This is a genomic window from Martinezella paranaensis (assembly GCF_014200235.1).
Lineage (GTDB): Bacteria > Pseudomonadota > Alphaproteobacteria > Rhizobiales > Rhizobiaceae > Rhizobium > Rhizobium paranaense.
This window is the reverse complement of record NZ_JACHBI010000011.1, coordinates 31728-45597: the sequence shown is the minus strand read 5'-3', so window position 1 is coordinate 45597 and position 13870 is coordinate 31728. Positions and strand designations below refer to the sequence as shown.

Below are 13870 nucleotides of genomic sequence, written 5' to 3'. Positions count from 1 at the left end.
GCGGGTGAGCGCAGATCTGTATCACTTCCGAAGGAGCGGGGGCGCCTTCACGTACAACAGAAAGGAGACAGGTCTGTGGATCCAGCCTTAAGCGCTCTCATTGACATGGTTGAAGCCTCATACGATGAACGGATGATCAAACGCGGGCTCAAAGGGTTCGTTCATTCGTGCGGATTTCAATTCTTTGCATATCTGCAAACGGAAGGCCTTAGCGCCCGCGCGCTCAGTTCCTATCCCGAGAAATGGCAGAAAATTTACCTAAGCAACCAATATTCTCGGGTGGATCCGGTCGTTACGGAAGCCAAACGCCGGATGGAGATGTTTTCCTGGGCGATCGATGACTGGCCGTCTCGTGGGAGCTCTGAGTTCAATCGTTTTCGGGATGAAGCGGTAGAACATGGCATTCGCAGTGGGGTGACGGTTCCCGTTCAAGGCAGTTTCGGCTCGATCATTATGCTGACATTCGCGTCCTCGGGGCATAAAGCTGATATTTCAAAATGTCAAAAGCAACTAAACCCGCTTCAGGCGGTGTTGGCAATTCACTATCGCCTGAAGATCATAGCTGCGTCGACGATCGTCGCACCCAGCCGGCTGCTTTCACCAAAGGAAGCGATGTGTCTTACGTGGGCGGCAAAGGGTAAAAAGGCTTGGGAGATTGCCATTTTAATGGGAATTACCCAACGAACAGTGCAACACCATTTCGATCGCGCACGCAAAAAGCTGAATGCCGCGACGATCCCTCAGCTCGTGGCAATCGCGAAGGACCGCGGTTTGGTTTAACCATCATTCGTTGTTTTCGGAGGGCACATCGGGAACATAACCAAGCGCATCGACGATTTCCGAGAGTTCTTCCTGCTGCGCTTCTGACTTCTTTTGACGATCGAGATACTCATCTTGCAGGCTCTTGAGCACGTCCCTGGAAGTCGAGGCGTTGGCGGTTGCAAGAGTCCACGTTTCGTAGACAGCTTCATCCGCGGCTAGAAGTCGGCGGTGCTCGCGGATCGCAGAAATTGCTAACGCTTTCAAATCGGCTTCTCGCATCGCTTTATAACGAGACTCTCTTTTGCCGCTTGTCTCGAATGAGACCTCGTTGTCCATCCGCTTCTCCTCTTACCTCGTTTGCGACCCGGCAAGGATCGAGACCTTCCGGTAGCGTATACGCTTTGCAGAATAGATCCCATCCTTCAGTAAGATGGGTGGCTACAAACTCGACAATTCATTGCTCGCAAGAAGAGGGCATCAGTGAACGCCTAATCACCCTGATTCGTATGAACATTCCATATCCGGAATACGGCTGTAGAGAATACTCCGTGGAGAAATACTCTGCAAGCCGCTGCTCTCTCCAGCATGGAGATTCGAGAGGTGTTTGCACGGAATCTGAAAGCCGCGCGTCAAGCCAAAGGCCTGTCGCAAGAAGAGCTCGCGTTTGAGGCAGGCATCGATCGAACTTATATCAGTTCTTTGGAGCGCAGTGTCTATAATGCAAGCATCGACGTTGTCGATCGCCTGGCGACGGTCTTAGGTGTTGAGGCGTCTGAACTGCTGAAACGTCGGCCTGAGACAAAAATTGAGCCACTGAGATGACGGGTACAGGGCTGGGAACCGAAAACAAGGCAAACAAGGACGCAATGCTCAGCGCGTCCTCAACCCCGAATGTCCGACAGGCTCTGGAGGAATTGCTATGCGGCCATAAAAGGTCATGCCATCCGGCGAACGTTCCGCGGTACCCTTTTTCGCCTGTGGCGTTGGCACTTTGGAATTGCCCTTCAACTTTTCGACGAGGATGATTATGCATGCCGGGGATGTTCCATCCGTCGCGCCGTTTCCGACGTAAGAAACTCGAGTGCTTATTTGCCTCCGATCCTCGAAAGATCGATCCGAATTCCGGCTTGGCCAATAACCTCATTCACCTTCGTCCGCATCTCGGGAGTGGTCGCGGTGGCTGGCGGTTCATCGACGGACCGCGCTTCGCTTTGCCGAGGCAATTCGATGGAGGCTCCTGGATCCTGCGCTTGAAACACACCGACGCCCTCGAACTCGCCGGCTTTCCACGCATAGAGCGCATCCTCGAAAATCTGGCGGAAGACGTCATCGCTCTTCGGATCGCCGTACCATTTGGCAACAATGCGCAGGACCTTGGCGAACATCGCCGTTCCCTTGCGCAGGTTCTGGCAAGCATCGACCAAATCCGTTTTGAGATCGGCCAGGTCCTTGACGCCCACACCGGCTGGAAACTGCGTCAGACCGACACGAACGACAGCGTTGCCGGCATATTGGCGCACGATGTCCATCGCCTCGTCGGGTGATCTGGCCTTGGGCACCAGGATCAACCGCCCTCCCGAGCGCACGGTCACCGCAAGGGGATCGGCAGAGCCCGCCGCCGCGACGAACTGCTCGACGATCGCGGGTTTCAGTGAAGGGTCGGCGCAGTCTTTGATAAGGGCGGCGTCGAGCATGGGACCTCCTCGGCATCAGGTGTTGAAAGAAAAAACGACTGGCCTGGAAAACAGCTTTGCCCAGGCGGCGGTGCTGGCGCGCTGGATGGCGACAATGGACGTGCCTTTGGTCCACCAGCCGTTGCCGACCGCAACGATCACGTCCGGACTGCCGAGCATCGATTGCAAGACCGGCCAGACGAGCAGTTGCTCGTAGCAGATCAGCACCGCCACCCGCCCGGAGCCGAGCGCGACGACAGGATTTGCAAAGATGTGCGCTTGCGCTCCGGCGTTGCCGCCGAAGAGCGGCTGCCAGGGCTGCCACATCGAGCCCGGAACCGGCATCCGTTCCCGGTAGAGGATCCGACTGCTATCTGCGGAGATTGCAACCACCACATTGTCGTATCCGGCCGCGTTAACGACTGCCGCGCCCGCGAGAACGGTCGTGTCATGCCCTGATAGCGCGCGGATCCAAAGCCGTTCGACCGTCGGCGTCCAGAAGCCCAACGTACTTTCAGGAAGGATGACGGTTCGAACACCGTCGGTCCCTCGTTCAAGCACCGTTGCAATTAGATCACGGTGGCGGGCCATGCTGGTGTCCCGCCCGACCGACGCACCCAATTCGAGATCGACGCCCCGCCAGGCTTCCGGTAGCTTCGGGTCCGTCCACGAAGCGGCGGACCAAAGCCAGAAGCCTATAAGGCCCATGGCGACAGTTGGGCAGAGGCGGGAAACGAGGCCCGCCAAGCCGGCTGTCGTGACGGCCAGTCCCCACCATCCCCATCCCGGAAACAACACGCCTGCGGCCGTGATGGGATGCGCCCAGCCGGTAATGCCGAAAGGGGGAACCACCATCAGTACGGCCGCCAGGACGTAGCGGCCCGGACGAAGGCCAACCTCCTTCGTCCACAGGAGCGCATGCGCCGCGACAAAGCTGGCCGAGGCAGCCAGCCACAGCAGCAGGCCCGGCCAGATATCCGCAGCATAGAAGGTGGCCACGCCTTGCGGCAGGCCGCGCGACGCCGACAGGAAATATGCTGCGGAAACCAAGGTTGCCGTCTTTTTCGTTCTCGACAGCGACCAGAGGACGGGAAAGCCGAGCGCCACCGGCAACAACAGCACGTGGCCGCTCCATGCCACCGATCCGACGCCGACCGAGGCGATGATAAGCAGCGTTGGCCAAACCCAGTCATGGCGCATAGGTCAGCACCTCACGCGCCAGACCGAGAATGCCGGATGTCGGCACAGGCCCGAAATAACGGGAGTCGAACGAGCCGGCGAAGGCCGAATGCAGGAAGACCTCACCGCCCGGTACCACGCCGCCCGAAAACCGTGTCAGCGGCCGACCTTCTCCGTCTTTTTCGGCGACAGTGGAAGCACGAACCAGGCGCCCATCGACCGTCACCTCGTTGGCGATCTCGACGCGCTGGCCGGCGACCGCGACCACCGACTTGATGAGCGGCGCGAGATGACCGGGGCAAAGTCCGGAGCGGAGATAGCCGCGCGCCCTCGCTTCGTGCATGGCGGCTGTGTCCGGTGGGCAGATGAACACCAGGTCGTCCACACCAGGCGAACGGTCGAGCGGGACAATCTGCCAGAGGCCAAGTGGCTCGCTCGGCGTAAGATTGATGCGATAGCTGCCTAATAGACCGGCCAGTCCGATCACTGCGATGGCGGCAGCAGAAACCGATGAAGTGACGGCAGCTTGTTTTCGCTGCGCCATGGCTCGCTCGCGTGTTCGACCCGGACGCGTCATTTGAGCGAGAGCCCCTGGCTCTTCGTTTGCCGCAGCGTCTCGGCCTGCTTCAACGCCTCGGTCGTGCGCTCATGCGCGGAAAGTTGCTGCACCGTTCGCATCGTGCTCCAGGCCGATTGCACTTCCGCCTTCTGCCCGGCAGACATGCTCGAGGTCACCGACTGGAAGGTCTGACCTGTCATGTCTTTGGCGGCGAGCGGTAGGAAGGTGCGTTCCCCGAAACGTTCCGATACGGCTCTCGCAAAACCTTCGAGTTCGGCTTTCACCATTTTGTCGGCGAGCGCGTTTTCGAGTCCTGCGGGAAGGTCGTTGCGATCGATGGCGTCACGGACGCGTTCGAGCGTCTGCTTTGCCGCCGGCGACAGCGCCGGGATGTCGAGAGAGATCTTCATGCGGACGGCGCGCTCCTCGGCGTCATATTTGTGTTCCGCCTCCGTGCGCTGCCGCAGATAGCGTTCCAGGTTTCGGGCAAGCGCCGGCGCATTGGTGACGGCCCTCTCATGGGCCTGCTTGTCGGCGCGGCCGGCAAGGATCCCGGTCTTGCCTTTCAGCGCACCAAAGGTCTCCGGCTCGGAACCGATCTTGGTGATCGTCGATTTCGCCGCCGCTTCGTTTCTCAGCATCGCATCGACGTTGACAGCCTTGAACGCGTCTTCCGGCTGAGCGTAGACGAGATGGAAGCGCGCTGAGACTTCCTCCCATTGCTTCTTCAAGCCGGCGTCCGCTGCAAGCAGGTCCTCGACGACCTGTTCCAGCGATTTTGGGAACGTGGTGATGCCCGATACCATGGGTTTTGCCTCCTGCATGCTGTGCGATTGACTGGTCTTGGCCGCGCCGGCGGACAGACCAAGCCTGCGGGCGATTGCCGCCAGACGAGCGCCAAGCGCGGCGAGCTTCGACTTTTGCCGGACGGTCCATTCGATCCGGTCGCGAACGACAGTGCGTGCGACGTTAACGAGGTGAAGGCCACGGGCGTCGGCGAAGCGAAGGGCTTGGGCGTAGAAGCGGCCACTCGCATAATCGAGCGTCGTTTCCTTGGCTTGTCTGCGCGACAGGATCGGGATCAGGCCGCCTGCCTTGGCGAAAGATCGGCGGCCGTGGTAGAGACCGAAGTCCTCTCGGTGACGGGTCATGGCCACGTAAGTGAGATGGCGGTCGAGAGAGAGGGAAGCCAGCACCTTCACCCTATCGACGGTGGCACCCTGGCTCTTATGGATCGTGGTGGCATAGCCGTGATCGAGATTGGCGTAGAAGCGTTGTTCGACCGTGACCTGGCGGCGGTGTTCGCCGTCTCCGACTTCCGCGACAATACGCCCGGGCGTCGCGTCCACGACCTTCGCCAGCATACCGTTCTTGACGCCGAGCGAGCCCTCGTTCTTCAGGAACACGATCTGGTCGCCGGCCGCGAATTTTCGGTGCCCGTCTTCGGTCCGGAAGGCGAAACCGTCGGCGACGAGACCGCGTTCGACGAGCTTTGCGCGAGCCATGCCGTTGAGCATGCGCACGTCTCTTCGCAAGTGCGCAAGAATGAGGCTCGACCTTTGCGGATCGTAGTCGCGGTTCCAATCGGCAATCAGCGCCTGCACGGCATCGGCCTTGAGATCGGCTCCGCTGACGCGGCCCTGGGCGCGATAGGCTTCGACGGCTCTGCCGATATTGCCGCGGGCCAGATCGAGCGACGCCTCGCGCATCCACTGTTCACGCTGGCGGTAGATGTTTTCGAGTTCGCCATAGCCGATGCGGTCGGCAATGGCGCGGAAGGCAGCGCCGGCTTCGATCGGCTGGAGCTGTTCCGGATCTCCGACAAGCACGAGTTTGGCGCCGGCCTTGGTCGCCGCTTCGACAAACAGCGCCATCTGCCGCGACGACACCATGCCCGCTTCGTCGAGAACGAATACGGTTTTGTCGTCCAGCTGATTGCGGCCTTGGTTCCAGCGCAGTTCCCATGATGACAGCGTGCGGGAGAGAATGCCGGCTTCCTTCTCCAGGCCCTCGGCGGCCTTGCCCGCAAGCGCCCCGCCGACGACGCGATAACCGGCCGCTTCCCAGGCTTCGCGCGCCGCCTTCATCATCGTCGTCTTGCCGGCGCCTGCACGTCCGATCACCGCAGCGATGCGCTCGCCGCCGGTAACATGTGCGATCGCCGTCTTCTGCTCGTCCGCCAGGCGCAGGTGGCGGGCGAAGGTGGCTTCGCGCACAGCGTCCGCAACGCCGTGAGAAGAGCGTTGAGCCAGCCAGATCGCCCGGTTGGCCATCTCTGCTTCCAGCCGGACGAGGTCCCGCGTCGTGTATTTCGTCGGCACGCGTAGGCCGCCTGAAAACTCGATCCGCTCGCGTTCGAGCCGGAGCGTTTCGGGGCTCTGCAGGATCCTTGCCATCAGACTTTGGAAGAGGCCAGCGTCGTCTATGTAGCGGTGGAGGATCTTGGCAACGTCGCGTTCGTCGAAGACGCTCTTCTCCCGCGTGATCAGGTCGAGCACGAGCTCGGGACGGCGCTGAATGCGGCGGGCGTTTTCGGCCCGGCGCTCCTCCTGCAGCTCCAACCGCTCCAGCGAAGGGGCCCGCTCGGCTTCCGCCGACTTGCGCTCGATCGCCTTGGCGCCGACACCGAGGTGGATGGTTGGCGTCAGATTGATCCCCTGCTTCTCGAAGGAATGGCCGTCGACGCGGAGATCGAGGCCGGCGCGCGCCAGGTGCCGGTTCTGACAGGCGAACCAGCCGTCACGAAAGGCATTGAAATCGTCGAGGCTGCCGGCCCAGAGCTCGTAGACGATCTTGCCGGCATCGTTGCGCACTGGCTTGCCGCCAGGGCCGGTCACTGCAACCTTCTTGGCGCCGAACCCGTCTTCGGTCAGCGGCCGGAGCGTCGTCATCAGGTGCACATGCGGATTGCCGGGTGCATCGTGATAGACCCAGTCGGCGATCATGCCCTTCGACGTGATGTGACGCTCGATAAAATCCCGCACCAGTTCGATGTTCTGCTCGCTTGAGAGCTCCATCGGCAGCGCAACGGTCACATCCTTTGCAAGCTGGGCATCGACGCGTTTCTCGAAGATTTCGACACTGTTCCAGAACGCTTCCGACGCGCCGGAGACGGATCGGTCGGCAATCATCGTCCGCAGCCATGACGGCGCATCGGCAGGGATGACGAACTCCTCGTGCAGCAAGCCCTGCTTGCGGGTGTAGTCGATCGTGCGGGCCTCCCGCTCGTACTCCATCTTGGCGCAATGCCGATAGGCCGCCGACAGCACAGCGCTGCGGCCGGAGCCGCGGGCGACGATGCTGACGGAGAAATGAGGAACGGCCACGGCGGAATTCTCTCCCGATTCCGAGCAAAATCAACATGTTCGCCAGCGAGATCGGCTCCGCCAGGCGCTCTCAAAAGAACGTCGCGCCAGCGACGTATAATTGCGCCCTTCGGATGCCGCTCTTGTCGAGCGGCCGGGATCATCCACGAAAGCATCGCCCTTGGCGATTGTAGGATTCACAGTAGTGCGTTCCGCACCGACATCCGGAAGATGGGGTCCGAAAGACAAGCTTTCGCACCCAAGGAGACATCCGGACATGAAGAAACCATCCTCGAAAATCCGCGACGAAATCGCCAGGCTCCAGGAGCAATTGAAGCTCGCCGAGACCCGGGAGGCCGAGCGCATCGGCCGGATCGCGCTTAAAGCCGGGCTCGGTGAGATCGAGATCGACGAGGGTGAACTGCAGGCAGCATTCGAGGATCTGGCGAAACGCTTTCGCGGAGGCAAGGTCCGTTCGACCGGAGGGAAGGGGGCAAGCGGCGCAGGCGAGGGCAGCGCGCCCGCCGCGCAGAACCCGCCTGGTACGGCTGAGGGCAGGACTGGCGAGGCTTGAGCGGATGCGAAGATCCACGACATCAGATGCCCGCAAGAAGGACACGCGCGAAAAGATCGAGCTCGGCGGCCTGATCATCAAGGCGGGGCTGCGCTACGAGAAGCGCGCGCTGCTGCTCGGGCTCCTCATCGATGCCGCCGCGCGCCTGAAGGGAGACGCACAGGAGCGCTCACGGCTCGCCGCACTCGGTGCTGAAGCGTTCGGAGAGAGAGATGACTAGGATCCTGCTGTTCGTAGCGCCATGCGCGTTGATGATGCTGATGGCCATCGGCATGACCGGGACCGAACTGTGGCTATCCCACTTCGGCAAGAGCGATGCCGCCCGGCAGATGCTCGGCCGTGCCGGCATCGCTCTGCCCTATGTCGCCGCGTCCGTCGTCGGCATCATCTTTCTGTTTGCGAGCGCAGGCTCCGCGCGGATCAGGACGGCAGGATGGGGCGTTGTCACGGGCGCGACAGCGACGCTCGTCCTAGCGGTCCTGCGCGAGGCATCGAGGCTCTCCGCGTATCTCGAACAAGTCCCGGCCGGCAAAACCGTCTTCAACTATCTCGATCCCGCGACGGCGATCGGGGCTGCTGCCGTGCTGATGTCGGCGCTGTTCGGCATGCGTGTGGCGATTGCCGGCAACGCGACATTCGCGAGGGCCGAACCGAAGCGCATCGTTGGGAAACGGGCGCTGCACGGCGAGGCCGACTGGATGAAACTATCGCAAGCCGAAAAGCTGTTTGCCGAGAGCGGCGGCATCGTCATCGGCGAGCGCTACCGGGTCGACCGGGATAGCATCGCGGCACCATCGTTTCGCGCCGACAGCGCCGCGAGCTGGGGAGCGGGCGGCAAGTCGCCGCTGCTTTGCTTCGACGGCTCGTTCGGCTCGTCGCACGGCATCGTGTTCGCCGGATCCGGCGGCTTCAAGACGACATCGGTCACGATCCCGACGGCGCTCAAGTGGGGTGGCGCGCTCGTTGTCCTCGATCCTTCGAACGAGGTTGCGCCAATGGTGTTGAAGCACCGTGGCGACGCCAACCGCGACGTCTTCGTGCTCGATCCGAAACACTCGGAAATCGGCTTCAACGCGCTCGACTGGATCGGCCGGTTCGGGGGAACGAAAGAGGAGGATATCGCCTCCGTCGCATCGTGGATCATGAGCGACAGCGGTGGCGCGCGTGGGGTCCGTGACGACTTCTTCCGCGCCTCGGCCTTGCAGTTGCTGACGGCTCTCATTGCCGACGTTTGCCTCTCAGGCCACACGACGGAAAACGACCAGACACTCCGGCAAGTACGCAAGAACCTGTCCGAGCCAGAGCCCCAACTGCGCCAGCGGCTGCATGAAATCTACGACGATTCGAATTCGGATTTCGTCAAGGAGAATGTCGCAGCCTTCGTCAACATGACGCCGGAAACCTTCTCGGGCGTATATGCCAACGCGGTCAAGGAAACGCACTGGCTGTCCTATCCGAACTACGCCGCGCTGGTCTCGGGAACTTCCTTTTCGACGAGCGATCTGGCGGACGGAAAGACGGATGTCTTCATCAACATCGATCTCAAGACGCTGGAGACGCATGCGGGCCTGGCGCGCGTCATCATCGGCGCGTTTCTGAACGCGATCTACAACCGCAACGGAGAGATGCAGGGAAGGGCACTGTTCCTTCTCGATGAGGTGGCGCGCCTCGGCTACATGCGCATCCTGGAGACCGCGCGCGACGCCGGCCGTAAGTATGGAATCACGCTGACCATGATCTACCAGTCGATCGGCCAGATGCGCGAGACCTATGGCGGCCGCGATGCGGCGAGCAAATGGTTCGAGAGCGCAAGCTGGATTTCATTCGCCGCGATCAACGATCCCGAGACTGCCGACTACATCTCACGCCGCTGCGGCATGACGACCGTCGAGATCGATCAGGTCAGCCGCAGTGTCCAATCGAAAGGATCGTCGCGCACGCGGTCGAAGCAACTCGCCGCCAGGCCGCTGATCCAGCCGCACGAGGTGCTGCGCATGCGGGCCGACGAGCAGATCGTCTTCACCGCCGGAAACGCGCCGCTCAGATGCGGACGCGCGATCTGGTTTCGGCGTGACGATATGAAGGGGTGCGTGGGCGCGAGAGCGTTTTCGAAAGCAGCGAACCCCGCAGAGAATTCGCCCGATCGGCCGGCGCGCAGCGCAGCGAGCAAGGCCGATCGAGAACAATGAAGAGTATCGGAGAAATCAGCGTGGGCGTCCGCCGAAGGGCGGGATTTCTGGAATTCTCGTCGTGCAAGGAGCGGGAAAAAGCGCAGCCGCAGGAGCCTCAACATAGTGGCCCACACCGGGGAGGCGGGACCGACTGCGCCCGCTCCTAAACTCCATCTGAGGCCGGCTTGTTCGTAAAGACAGAAGAAACCGGGCTCGACGTAGATTGATGCGAACAGCAGAGGACAGGCACGTGGCGAAATCGAATGTGGTGCCGTTGAGACCGCGGCGCAAATCCGGCCGCGGGAGCGATCGATATCGGCCGCAGCGAAAATTCCGAACTGGACAGAACGGCCCGCGCAAGTCGCTGATGGCGGTCATCTCAGCCATCATCATTGGAGCAGGCGGATGGTTTGCGTTTGCCGGCGCCGGCGATCTTTCTGGCATCTTAGCTTTGGCCAAGGCGCCGACAACGGATACGTCGCAGGCCACGTTTTCGTTGTGCGGCGAGAGCGTGCGAATGAACTGCGTCGTCGATGGCGACACTTTCTGGTTTGGGGGAGAAAAAATCCGCATCGCTGACATCGACACGCCGGAGCTCAGCCCACCGCGCTGCGAGGCGGAACGGATCAAGGGCGAGGCAGCGAAAGCGCGCCTGCTGGCGCTTCTGAACGCCGGCAAGTTCTCGTTGTCAGTAGGCTTGCGGGACGAGGACAAGTATGGCCGAAAACTCCGGACCGTTACACGGGAAGGGCGCTCGCTCGGCGACCGCCTCATCGATGAAGGTCTTGCCCGGCGCTGGGACGGCGCAAGACATGGATGGTGCGGGTGAGGGGCTGCGAGAGGATCGCACCTGGATGGGCGGAGACCGTTTTCGGGCACCGTGAGCATCGCGAATAGAGCCGTGCGCCGCAGGCGTCTCGCCCAAGAACCGTCGGCTTTGCACGACCGAGGCCCGATATCCATCTGTTGATAGTCACGTTAGCGCGCTCGTGACCCGCGATAGTAAAAGCGCTCGACCAGCGCAGCACCCAGAACCGGCAGCAGCGCCAAGACCGCAAGCTGGAACATCCCATCAAGGCCGAAGAGAATGGACACAGCGACCGCGACGATGGCGCCCAACAATGCGCCGATGACATAGGGAAGATAGCCTTTCATGTGACATCCTCATGCTATTTTCGAAATTTATGATCTTCTCGGAGGTGAAATCCCGGCGAAGTGAGAAACCTGCGCCAGCGCACGCCTAAAAAAAGCGAAGCTCCCTGAAATTAAACCTCTATCATCTGATGTCGGCGGCAGTCGAAGACGCTCATTGTGCCAAGCCCAGCCTCGAAAGGAAATCCCGCGGAATTGGTTTAAGTTCCTTATCGATGGTCGCCATCCGCACGGACCGTCATCAGGCAAATTCGAGCAAGGCCATCGTGTCCGGTCGCAGGTCATCAGCGATATGAATCGATCCTTGCCGACCGATTCATAAGTCTCGTTGGACGCGATTCCCGGCATAGGCGATTCTTGTCTCATGATCGCGCAACCGTACCATCTTTATGTCGAACGCTCTGACGCCGCCAGAAACATGGCGCGCTACTACGCCATGTCGATCGAGCCCAACCTGTTCGGGGATGTCTGCCTGCTCCGGAAATGGGGCCGCATCGGCACGAAGGGTCAGATGATGGTCCACCATTTCGGGCGGGAAGAGGAAGCAGTCGAACTGTTTCTCGACCTGCTGCGGCAGAAACGAAAGCGCGGCTATCGTCCACGCACCTCCGTGCCAACATGAGAATGGCCCGCCGAAGCGGGCCTCATCGGCGCCTGTTCCAGTCGGTCTCGAAGGACATCTCGATCTCGACGAAGAACGGGATCTTGACGCCGAACATATTCCGGTTCCGTATCGCACCGAAAAAGCCGGCGGCAGGCTCGATGTCTGTCGTCGGCTTGCCTATCTGGCCAGTCGGCCCCGCCTCACGGTGGGGCGTTTCCGGCTCAGTCCCGGTTGGTGATGAAAATTTCGAAGCGCCGTTGCGGGTAGCGAGCGAGGCGCAGCCGGTCCGCGTCAGACGTGCCCCATCGAGGCGCCCCTGGAGCCACGAATAACCAGACAAAGGGACATGACAGTGGCGGCCCACGCCTGGTAGATTTCGCAATGCGATTCGGCTGCTTCGCCTTCAACGTGAAGCCGTTCGCTCTCATAGCAAGGCTCGCACACCCTCCAGTCAAAAGCCAACAGGCTCTTTTCGGGTGGGAAAATGATTGCTATATTTGCGGAAAGGTTGGAGCAGACATGGCCAAAGTCGTCGTCAAAAAATTTGGAAGTGCCAAAGTCGGCGTACGCGATACCGCGGTCACGCAGAAACGCGTGCGTGACGCAGGTACCGGGCAGTTTCTGACTGTTCGGACGATCGACGCGCAGAGCAAGACGCTCGGAAAAGATCTGAGCTACGTGTTCAGCAAGAATGTCGCCAAGGCGCGTCGCGAGAACAAGGCTGTAACTGGCGTCCTTGATCGTGCTCCCATCGAAGATTGAGCAGCCAGTCTTCCTGATCATCGCCGGGCCAAATGGCTCTGGGAAAAGCAGCGTGTACGAGAATGCCGACCTTGAAATGGAAGGTCGCTCAGTCTGGATCGTAAATCCGGATCTACTGGCTGCCAGAATCAGCAAAGTCGAGTCCAGACCGCCGCTGGAAGCCAACCTAACCGCGGTTCAACGGATCGAGTCTTGGCTTGAAGCGTCGATCAACGTCCACAAAACAATCGGCGTCGAAACAGTCCTGTCGACAGAGAAGTATCGACGTCTCGTGGTAGCGGCGAAGGCGCTCGGATTCGCGGTCTGGTTCTTATATGTCGTCGTCGATAGCCCCGAGCGCTCGATCGAGCGGATCAAGTTGCGCGTAGCCAAAGGCGGACATCCGGTACCCGACGAAAAAGTCCGCCAGCGGTACCAACGGTCCCTTGAGCAATTTCCCTGGTTTCTGGAACAAGCCGACAAGGCCTGGATCTGGGACAACAGCGGCGCAAAGCCGAAAACGATCGGCGAGAAGTCTGATGGGGTCATTGAACTCGACGTGCACGCTCTGGAGGTCGTTGCCAAAGCGGTTCGGTCCATCGCAACCGAATAAGGAGTCGTGATTCCGCACTTTCTGTGGAGAACCGTCGATTGTCTGGCCTCCAGATAGGTGTTTGCGTGACAGGCTGCGGCTCCGGTGGAAATGATTTCCTTCTTGAAACGAGGAGAAATCGATGACCACGACAAATGAAATCGCTGACAAGATCGCGTCAGACCACGGCCTGACGAAGGTGCAGGGAAAGGCGATCGTCGAAGCTGTATTTGCGGCGATCACGGCCGCTGCCACCTCCGGCGCCGAGACGTTCATTCCCGGCTTCGGGAAATTCAAGGTGAGTGCGACGTGAAAGTCGCCTAAGTAATTGTTTGTACGGGATTTATATTCCGGGACAAACCTGATGTTCCGTCATCAGTAGCCTACCGGCACATGCGGGACTGGTAACGGTCCGGTTTGAAGCTGCCGGGACAATGTAGCCGGGCCTTCGGGCCATGCCGATGTCGTGAGGCTGAGGCATCTTCTGCGAGCATCAATGCGGATGGGGCGCTAGGCTGGGTGGTATGATCAATGCAAATGAACTGCTGATAAACGTCG

The 13870-nt window shown here is 60.6% G+C and carries 16 protein-coding genes and 1 pseudogene; 10 read left to right on the top strand and 7 right to left on the bottom strand.

Going from position 1 to position 13870, the window contains the following annotated elements; genetic code table 11:
- Positions 1-75 precede the first annotated feature (75 nt).
- Entirely contained in the window at positions 76-780 is a 705-nt protein-coding gene (locus tag GGD50_RS23465) for an autoinducer binding domain-containing protein (RefSeq protein WP_004119842.1), read from the top strand.
- A gap of 3 nt (positions 781-783) precedes the next feature.
- On the opposite strand, the gene GGD50_RS23460 is transcribed toward GGD50_RS23465, so the two are convergent.
- Positions 784-1098, bottom strand: a complete 315-nt coding sequence (locus GGD50_RS23460; protein WP_004119838.1) for a transcriptional repressor TraM — start codon at positions 1096-1098, stop codon at positions 784-786.
- A gap of 249 nt (positions 1099-1347) precedes the next feature.
- Between GGD50_RS23460 and GGD50_RS23455 the strand changes: the two genes are divergently transcribed.
- Positions 1348-1584, top strand: a complete 237-nt coding sequence (locus tag GGD50_RS23455; protein ID WP_004119837.1) for a helix-turn-helix domain-containing protein — start codon at positions 1348-1350, stop codon at positions 1582-1584.
- Positions 1585-1847: 263 nt separating this feature from the next.
- On the opposite strand, the gene GGD50_RS23450 is transcribed toward GGD50_RS23455, so the two are convergent.
- From GGD50_RS23450 to traA, 4 genes are read right to left on the bottom strand one after another with little or no spacing between them, the layout of a single operon-like run.
- A complete protein-coding gene (locus GGD50_RS23450; protein ID WP_004119835.1) occupies positions 1848-2456 on the bottom strand; it encodes a TraH family protein in 609 nt (202 codons plus the stop codon).
- Positions 2457-2471: 15 nt separating this feature from the next.
- Positions 2472-3635, bottom strand: coding sequence for a conjugal transfer protein TraB (locus GGD50_RS23445; protein ID WP_004119833.1), 1164 nt, complete (start codon positions 3633-3635; stop codon positions 2472-2474).
- On the bottom strand, positions 3625-4191 hold the full coding sequence (gene traF / locus GGD50_RS23440) for a conjugative transfer signal peptidase TraF (protein ID WP_004119831.1): 567 nt from the start codon (positions 4189-4191) through the stop codon (positions 3625-3627). The genes GGD50_RS23445 and traF overlap by 11 nt, the downstream gene beginning before the upstream one ends.
- Positions 4188-7499, bottom strand: coding sequence for a Ti-type conjugative transfer relaxase TraA (gene traA, locus GGD50_RS23435; RefSeq protein ID WP_004119830.1), 3312 nt, complete (start codon positions 7497-7499; stop codon positions 4188-4190). Before traA ends, traF begins: the two co-directional genes overlap by 4 nt.
- Positions 7500-7755: 256 nt before the next feature.
- Here traA and traC point away from each other — a divergent pair, with 256 nt between their 5' ends.
- From traC to GGD50_RS23415, 4 genes are all read left to right on the top strand, one after another.
- Positions 7756-8052, top strand: coding sequence for a conjugal transfer protein TraC (gene traC, locus GGD50_RS23430; protein ID WP_004119828.1), 297 nt, complete (start codon positions 7756-7758; stop codon positions 8050-8052).
- A gap of 4 nt (positions 8053-8056) precedes the next feature.
- Complete coding sequence (gene traD, locus GGD50_RS23425) at positions 8057-8272, top strand: type IV conjugative transfer system coupling protein TraD (protein WP_004119826.1); 216 nt, start codon at positions 8057-8059, stop codon at positions 8270-8272.
- Positions 8265-10241: a Ti-type conjugative transfer system protein TraG gene (traG, locus tag GGD50_RS23420; RefSeq protein ID WP_004119814.1), complete on the top strand. Its 1977-nt coding sequence runs from the start codon at positions 8265-8267 to the stop codon at positions 10239-10241. Before traD ends, traG begins: the two co-directional genes overlap by 8 nt.
- Positions 10242-10473: 232 nt before the next feature.
- Positions 10474-11052, top strand: coding sequence for a thermonuclease family protein (locus tag GGD50_RS23415; RefSeq protein ID WP_004119813.1), 579 nt, complete (start codon positions 10474-10476; stop codon positions 11050-11052).
- A 149-nt stretch (positions 11053-11201) separates the two neighbouring features.
- Here GGD50_RS23415 and GGD50_RS23410 read toward each other — a convergent pair whose 3' ends face one another.
- A complete protein-coding gene (locus tag GGD50_RS23410; RefSeq protein WP_015342042.1) occupies positions 11202-11378 on the bottom strand; it encodes a hypothetical protein in 177 nt (58 codons plus the stop codon).
- Between the two features lie 361 nt (positions 11379-11739).
- Here GGD50_RS23410 and GGD50_RS23405 point away from each other — a divergent pair, with 361 nt between their 5' ends.
- Positions 11740-11997 (top strand): WGR domain-containing protein, encoded by a 258-nt coding sequence (locus tag GGD50_RS23405; RefSeq protein ID WP_004119812.1) that lies wholly within the window; start codon positions 11740-11742, stop codon positions 11995-11997.
- A 22-nt stretch (positions 11998-12019) separates the two neighbouring features.
- Here GGD50_RS23405 and GGD50_RS23400 read toward each other — a convergent pair whose 3' ends face one another.
- Entirely contained in the window at positions 12020-12319 is a 300-nt protein-coding gene (locus tag GGD50_RS23400) for a hypothetical protein (RefSeq protein WP_004119811.1), read from the bottom strand.
- Between the two features lie 179 nt (positions 12320-12498).
- Between GGD50_RS23400 and GGD50_RS23395 the strand changes: the two genes are divergently transcribed.
- From GGD50_RS23395 to GGD50_RS23385, 3 genes and pseudogenes are all read left to right on the top strand, one after another.
- A complete protein-coding gene (locus GGD50_RS23395; protein ID WP_004119810.1) occupies positions 12499-12741 on the top strand; it encodes a hypothetical protein in 243 nt (80 codons plus the stop codon).
- A complete protein-coding gene (locus GGD50_RS23390; protein ID WP_028755140.1) occupies positions 12722-13333 on the top strand; it encodes an ATPase in 612 nt (203 codons plus the stop codon). Before GGD50_RS23395 ends, GGD50_RS23390 begins: the two co-directional genes overlap by 20 nt.
- Before the next feature lie 121 nt (positions 13334-13454).
- Positions 13455-13622 (top strand): annotated as a pseudogene (locus GGD50_RS23385) (HU family DNA-binding protein); the annotation flags it as partial.
- Positions 13623-13870: the final 248 nt, after the last annotated feature.

What these genes read in the sequence shown, in the direction of transcription:
- traD (WP_004119826.1), top strand. Translation starts at nt 8,057, where the DNA reads ATGCGAAGATCCACGACATCAGATGCCCGCAAGAAGGACACGCGCGAA.
- GGD50_RS23395 (WP_004119810.1), top strand. Translation starts at nt 12,499, where the DNA reads ATGGCCAAAGTCGTCGTCAAAAAATTTGGAAGTGCCAAAGTCGGCGTA.
- traG (WP_004119814.1), top strand. Translation starts at nt 8,265, where the DNA reads ATGACTAGGATCCTGCTGTTCGTAGCGCCATGCGCGTTGATGATGCTG.
- GGD50_RS23410 (WP_015342042.1), bottom strand. Translation starts at nt 11,378, where the DNA reads ATGAAAGGCTATCTTCCCTATGTCATCGGCGCATTGTTGGGCGCCATC.
- GGD50_RS23460 (WP_004119838.1), bottom strand. Translation starts at nt 1,098, where the DNA reads ATGGACAACGAGGTCTCATTCGAGACAAGCGGCAAAAGAGAGTCTCGT.
- GGD50_RS23445 (WP_004119833.1), bottom strand. Translation starts at nt 3,635, where the DNA reads ATGCGCCATGACTGGGTTTGGCCAACGCTGCTTATCATCGCCTCGGTC.
- GGD50_RS23455 (WP_004119837.1), top strand. Translation starts at nt 1,348, where the DNA reads ATGGAGATTCGAGAGGTGTTTGCACGGAATCTGAAAGCCGCGCGTCAA.
- GGD50_RS23405 (WP_004119812.1), top strand. Translation starts at nt 11,740, where the DNA reads ATGATCGCGCAACCGTACCATCTTTATGTCGAACGCTCTGACGCCGCC.
- GGD50_RS23450 (WP_004119835.1), bottom strand. Translation starts at nt 2,456, where the DNA reads ATGCTCGACGCCGCCCTTATCAAAGACTGCGCCGACCCTTCACTGAAA.
- traF (WP_004119831.1), bottom strand. Translation starts at nt 4,191, where the DNA reads ATGACGCGTCCGGGTCGAACACGCGAGCGAGCCATGGCGCAGCGAAAA.
- traC (WP_004119828.1), top strand. Translation starts at nt 7,756, where the DNA reads ATGAAGAAACCATCCTCGAAAATCCGCGACGAAATCGCCAGGCTCCAG.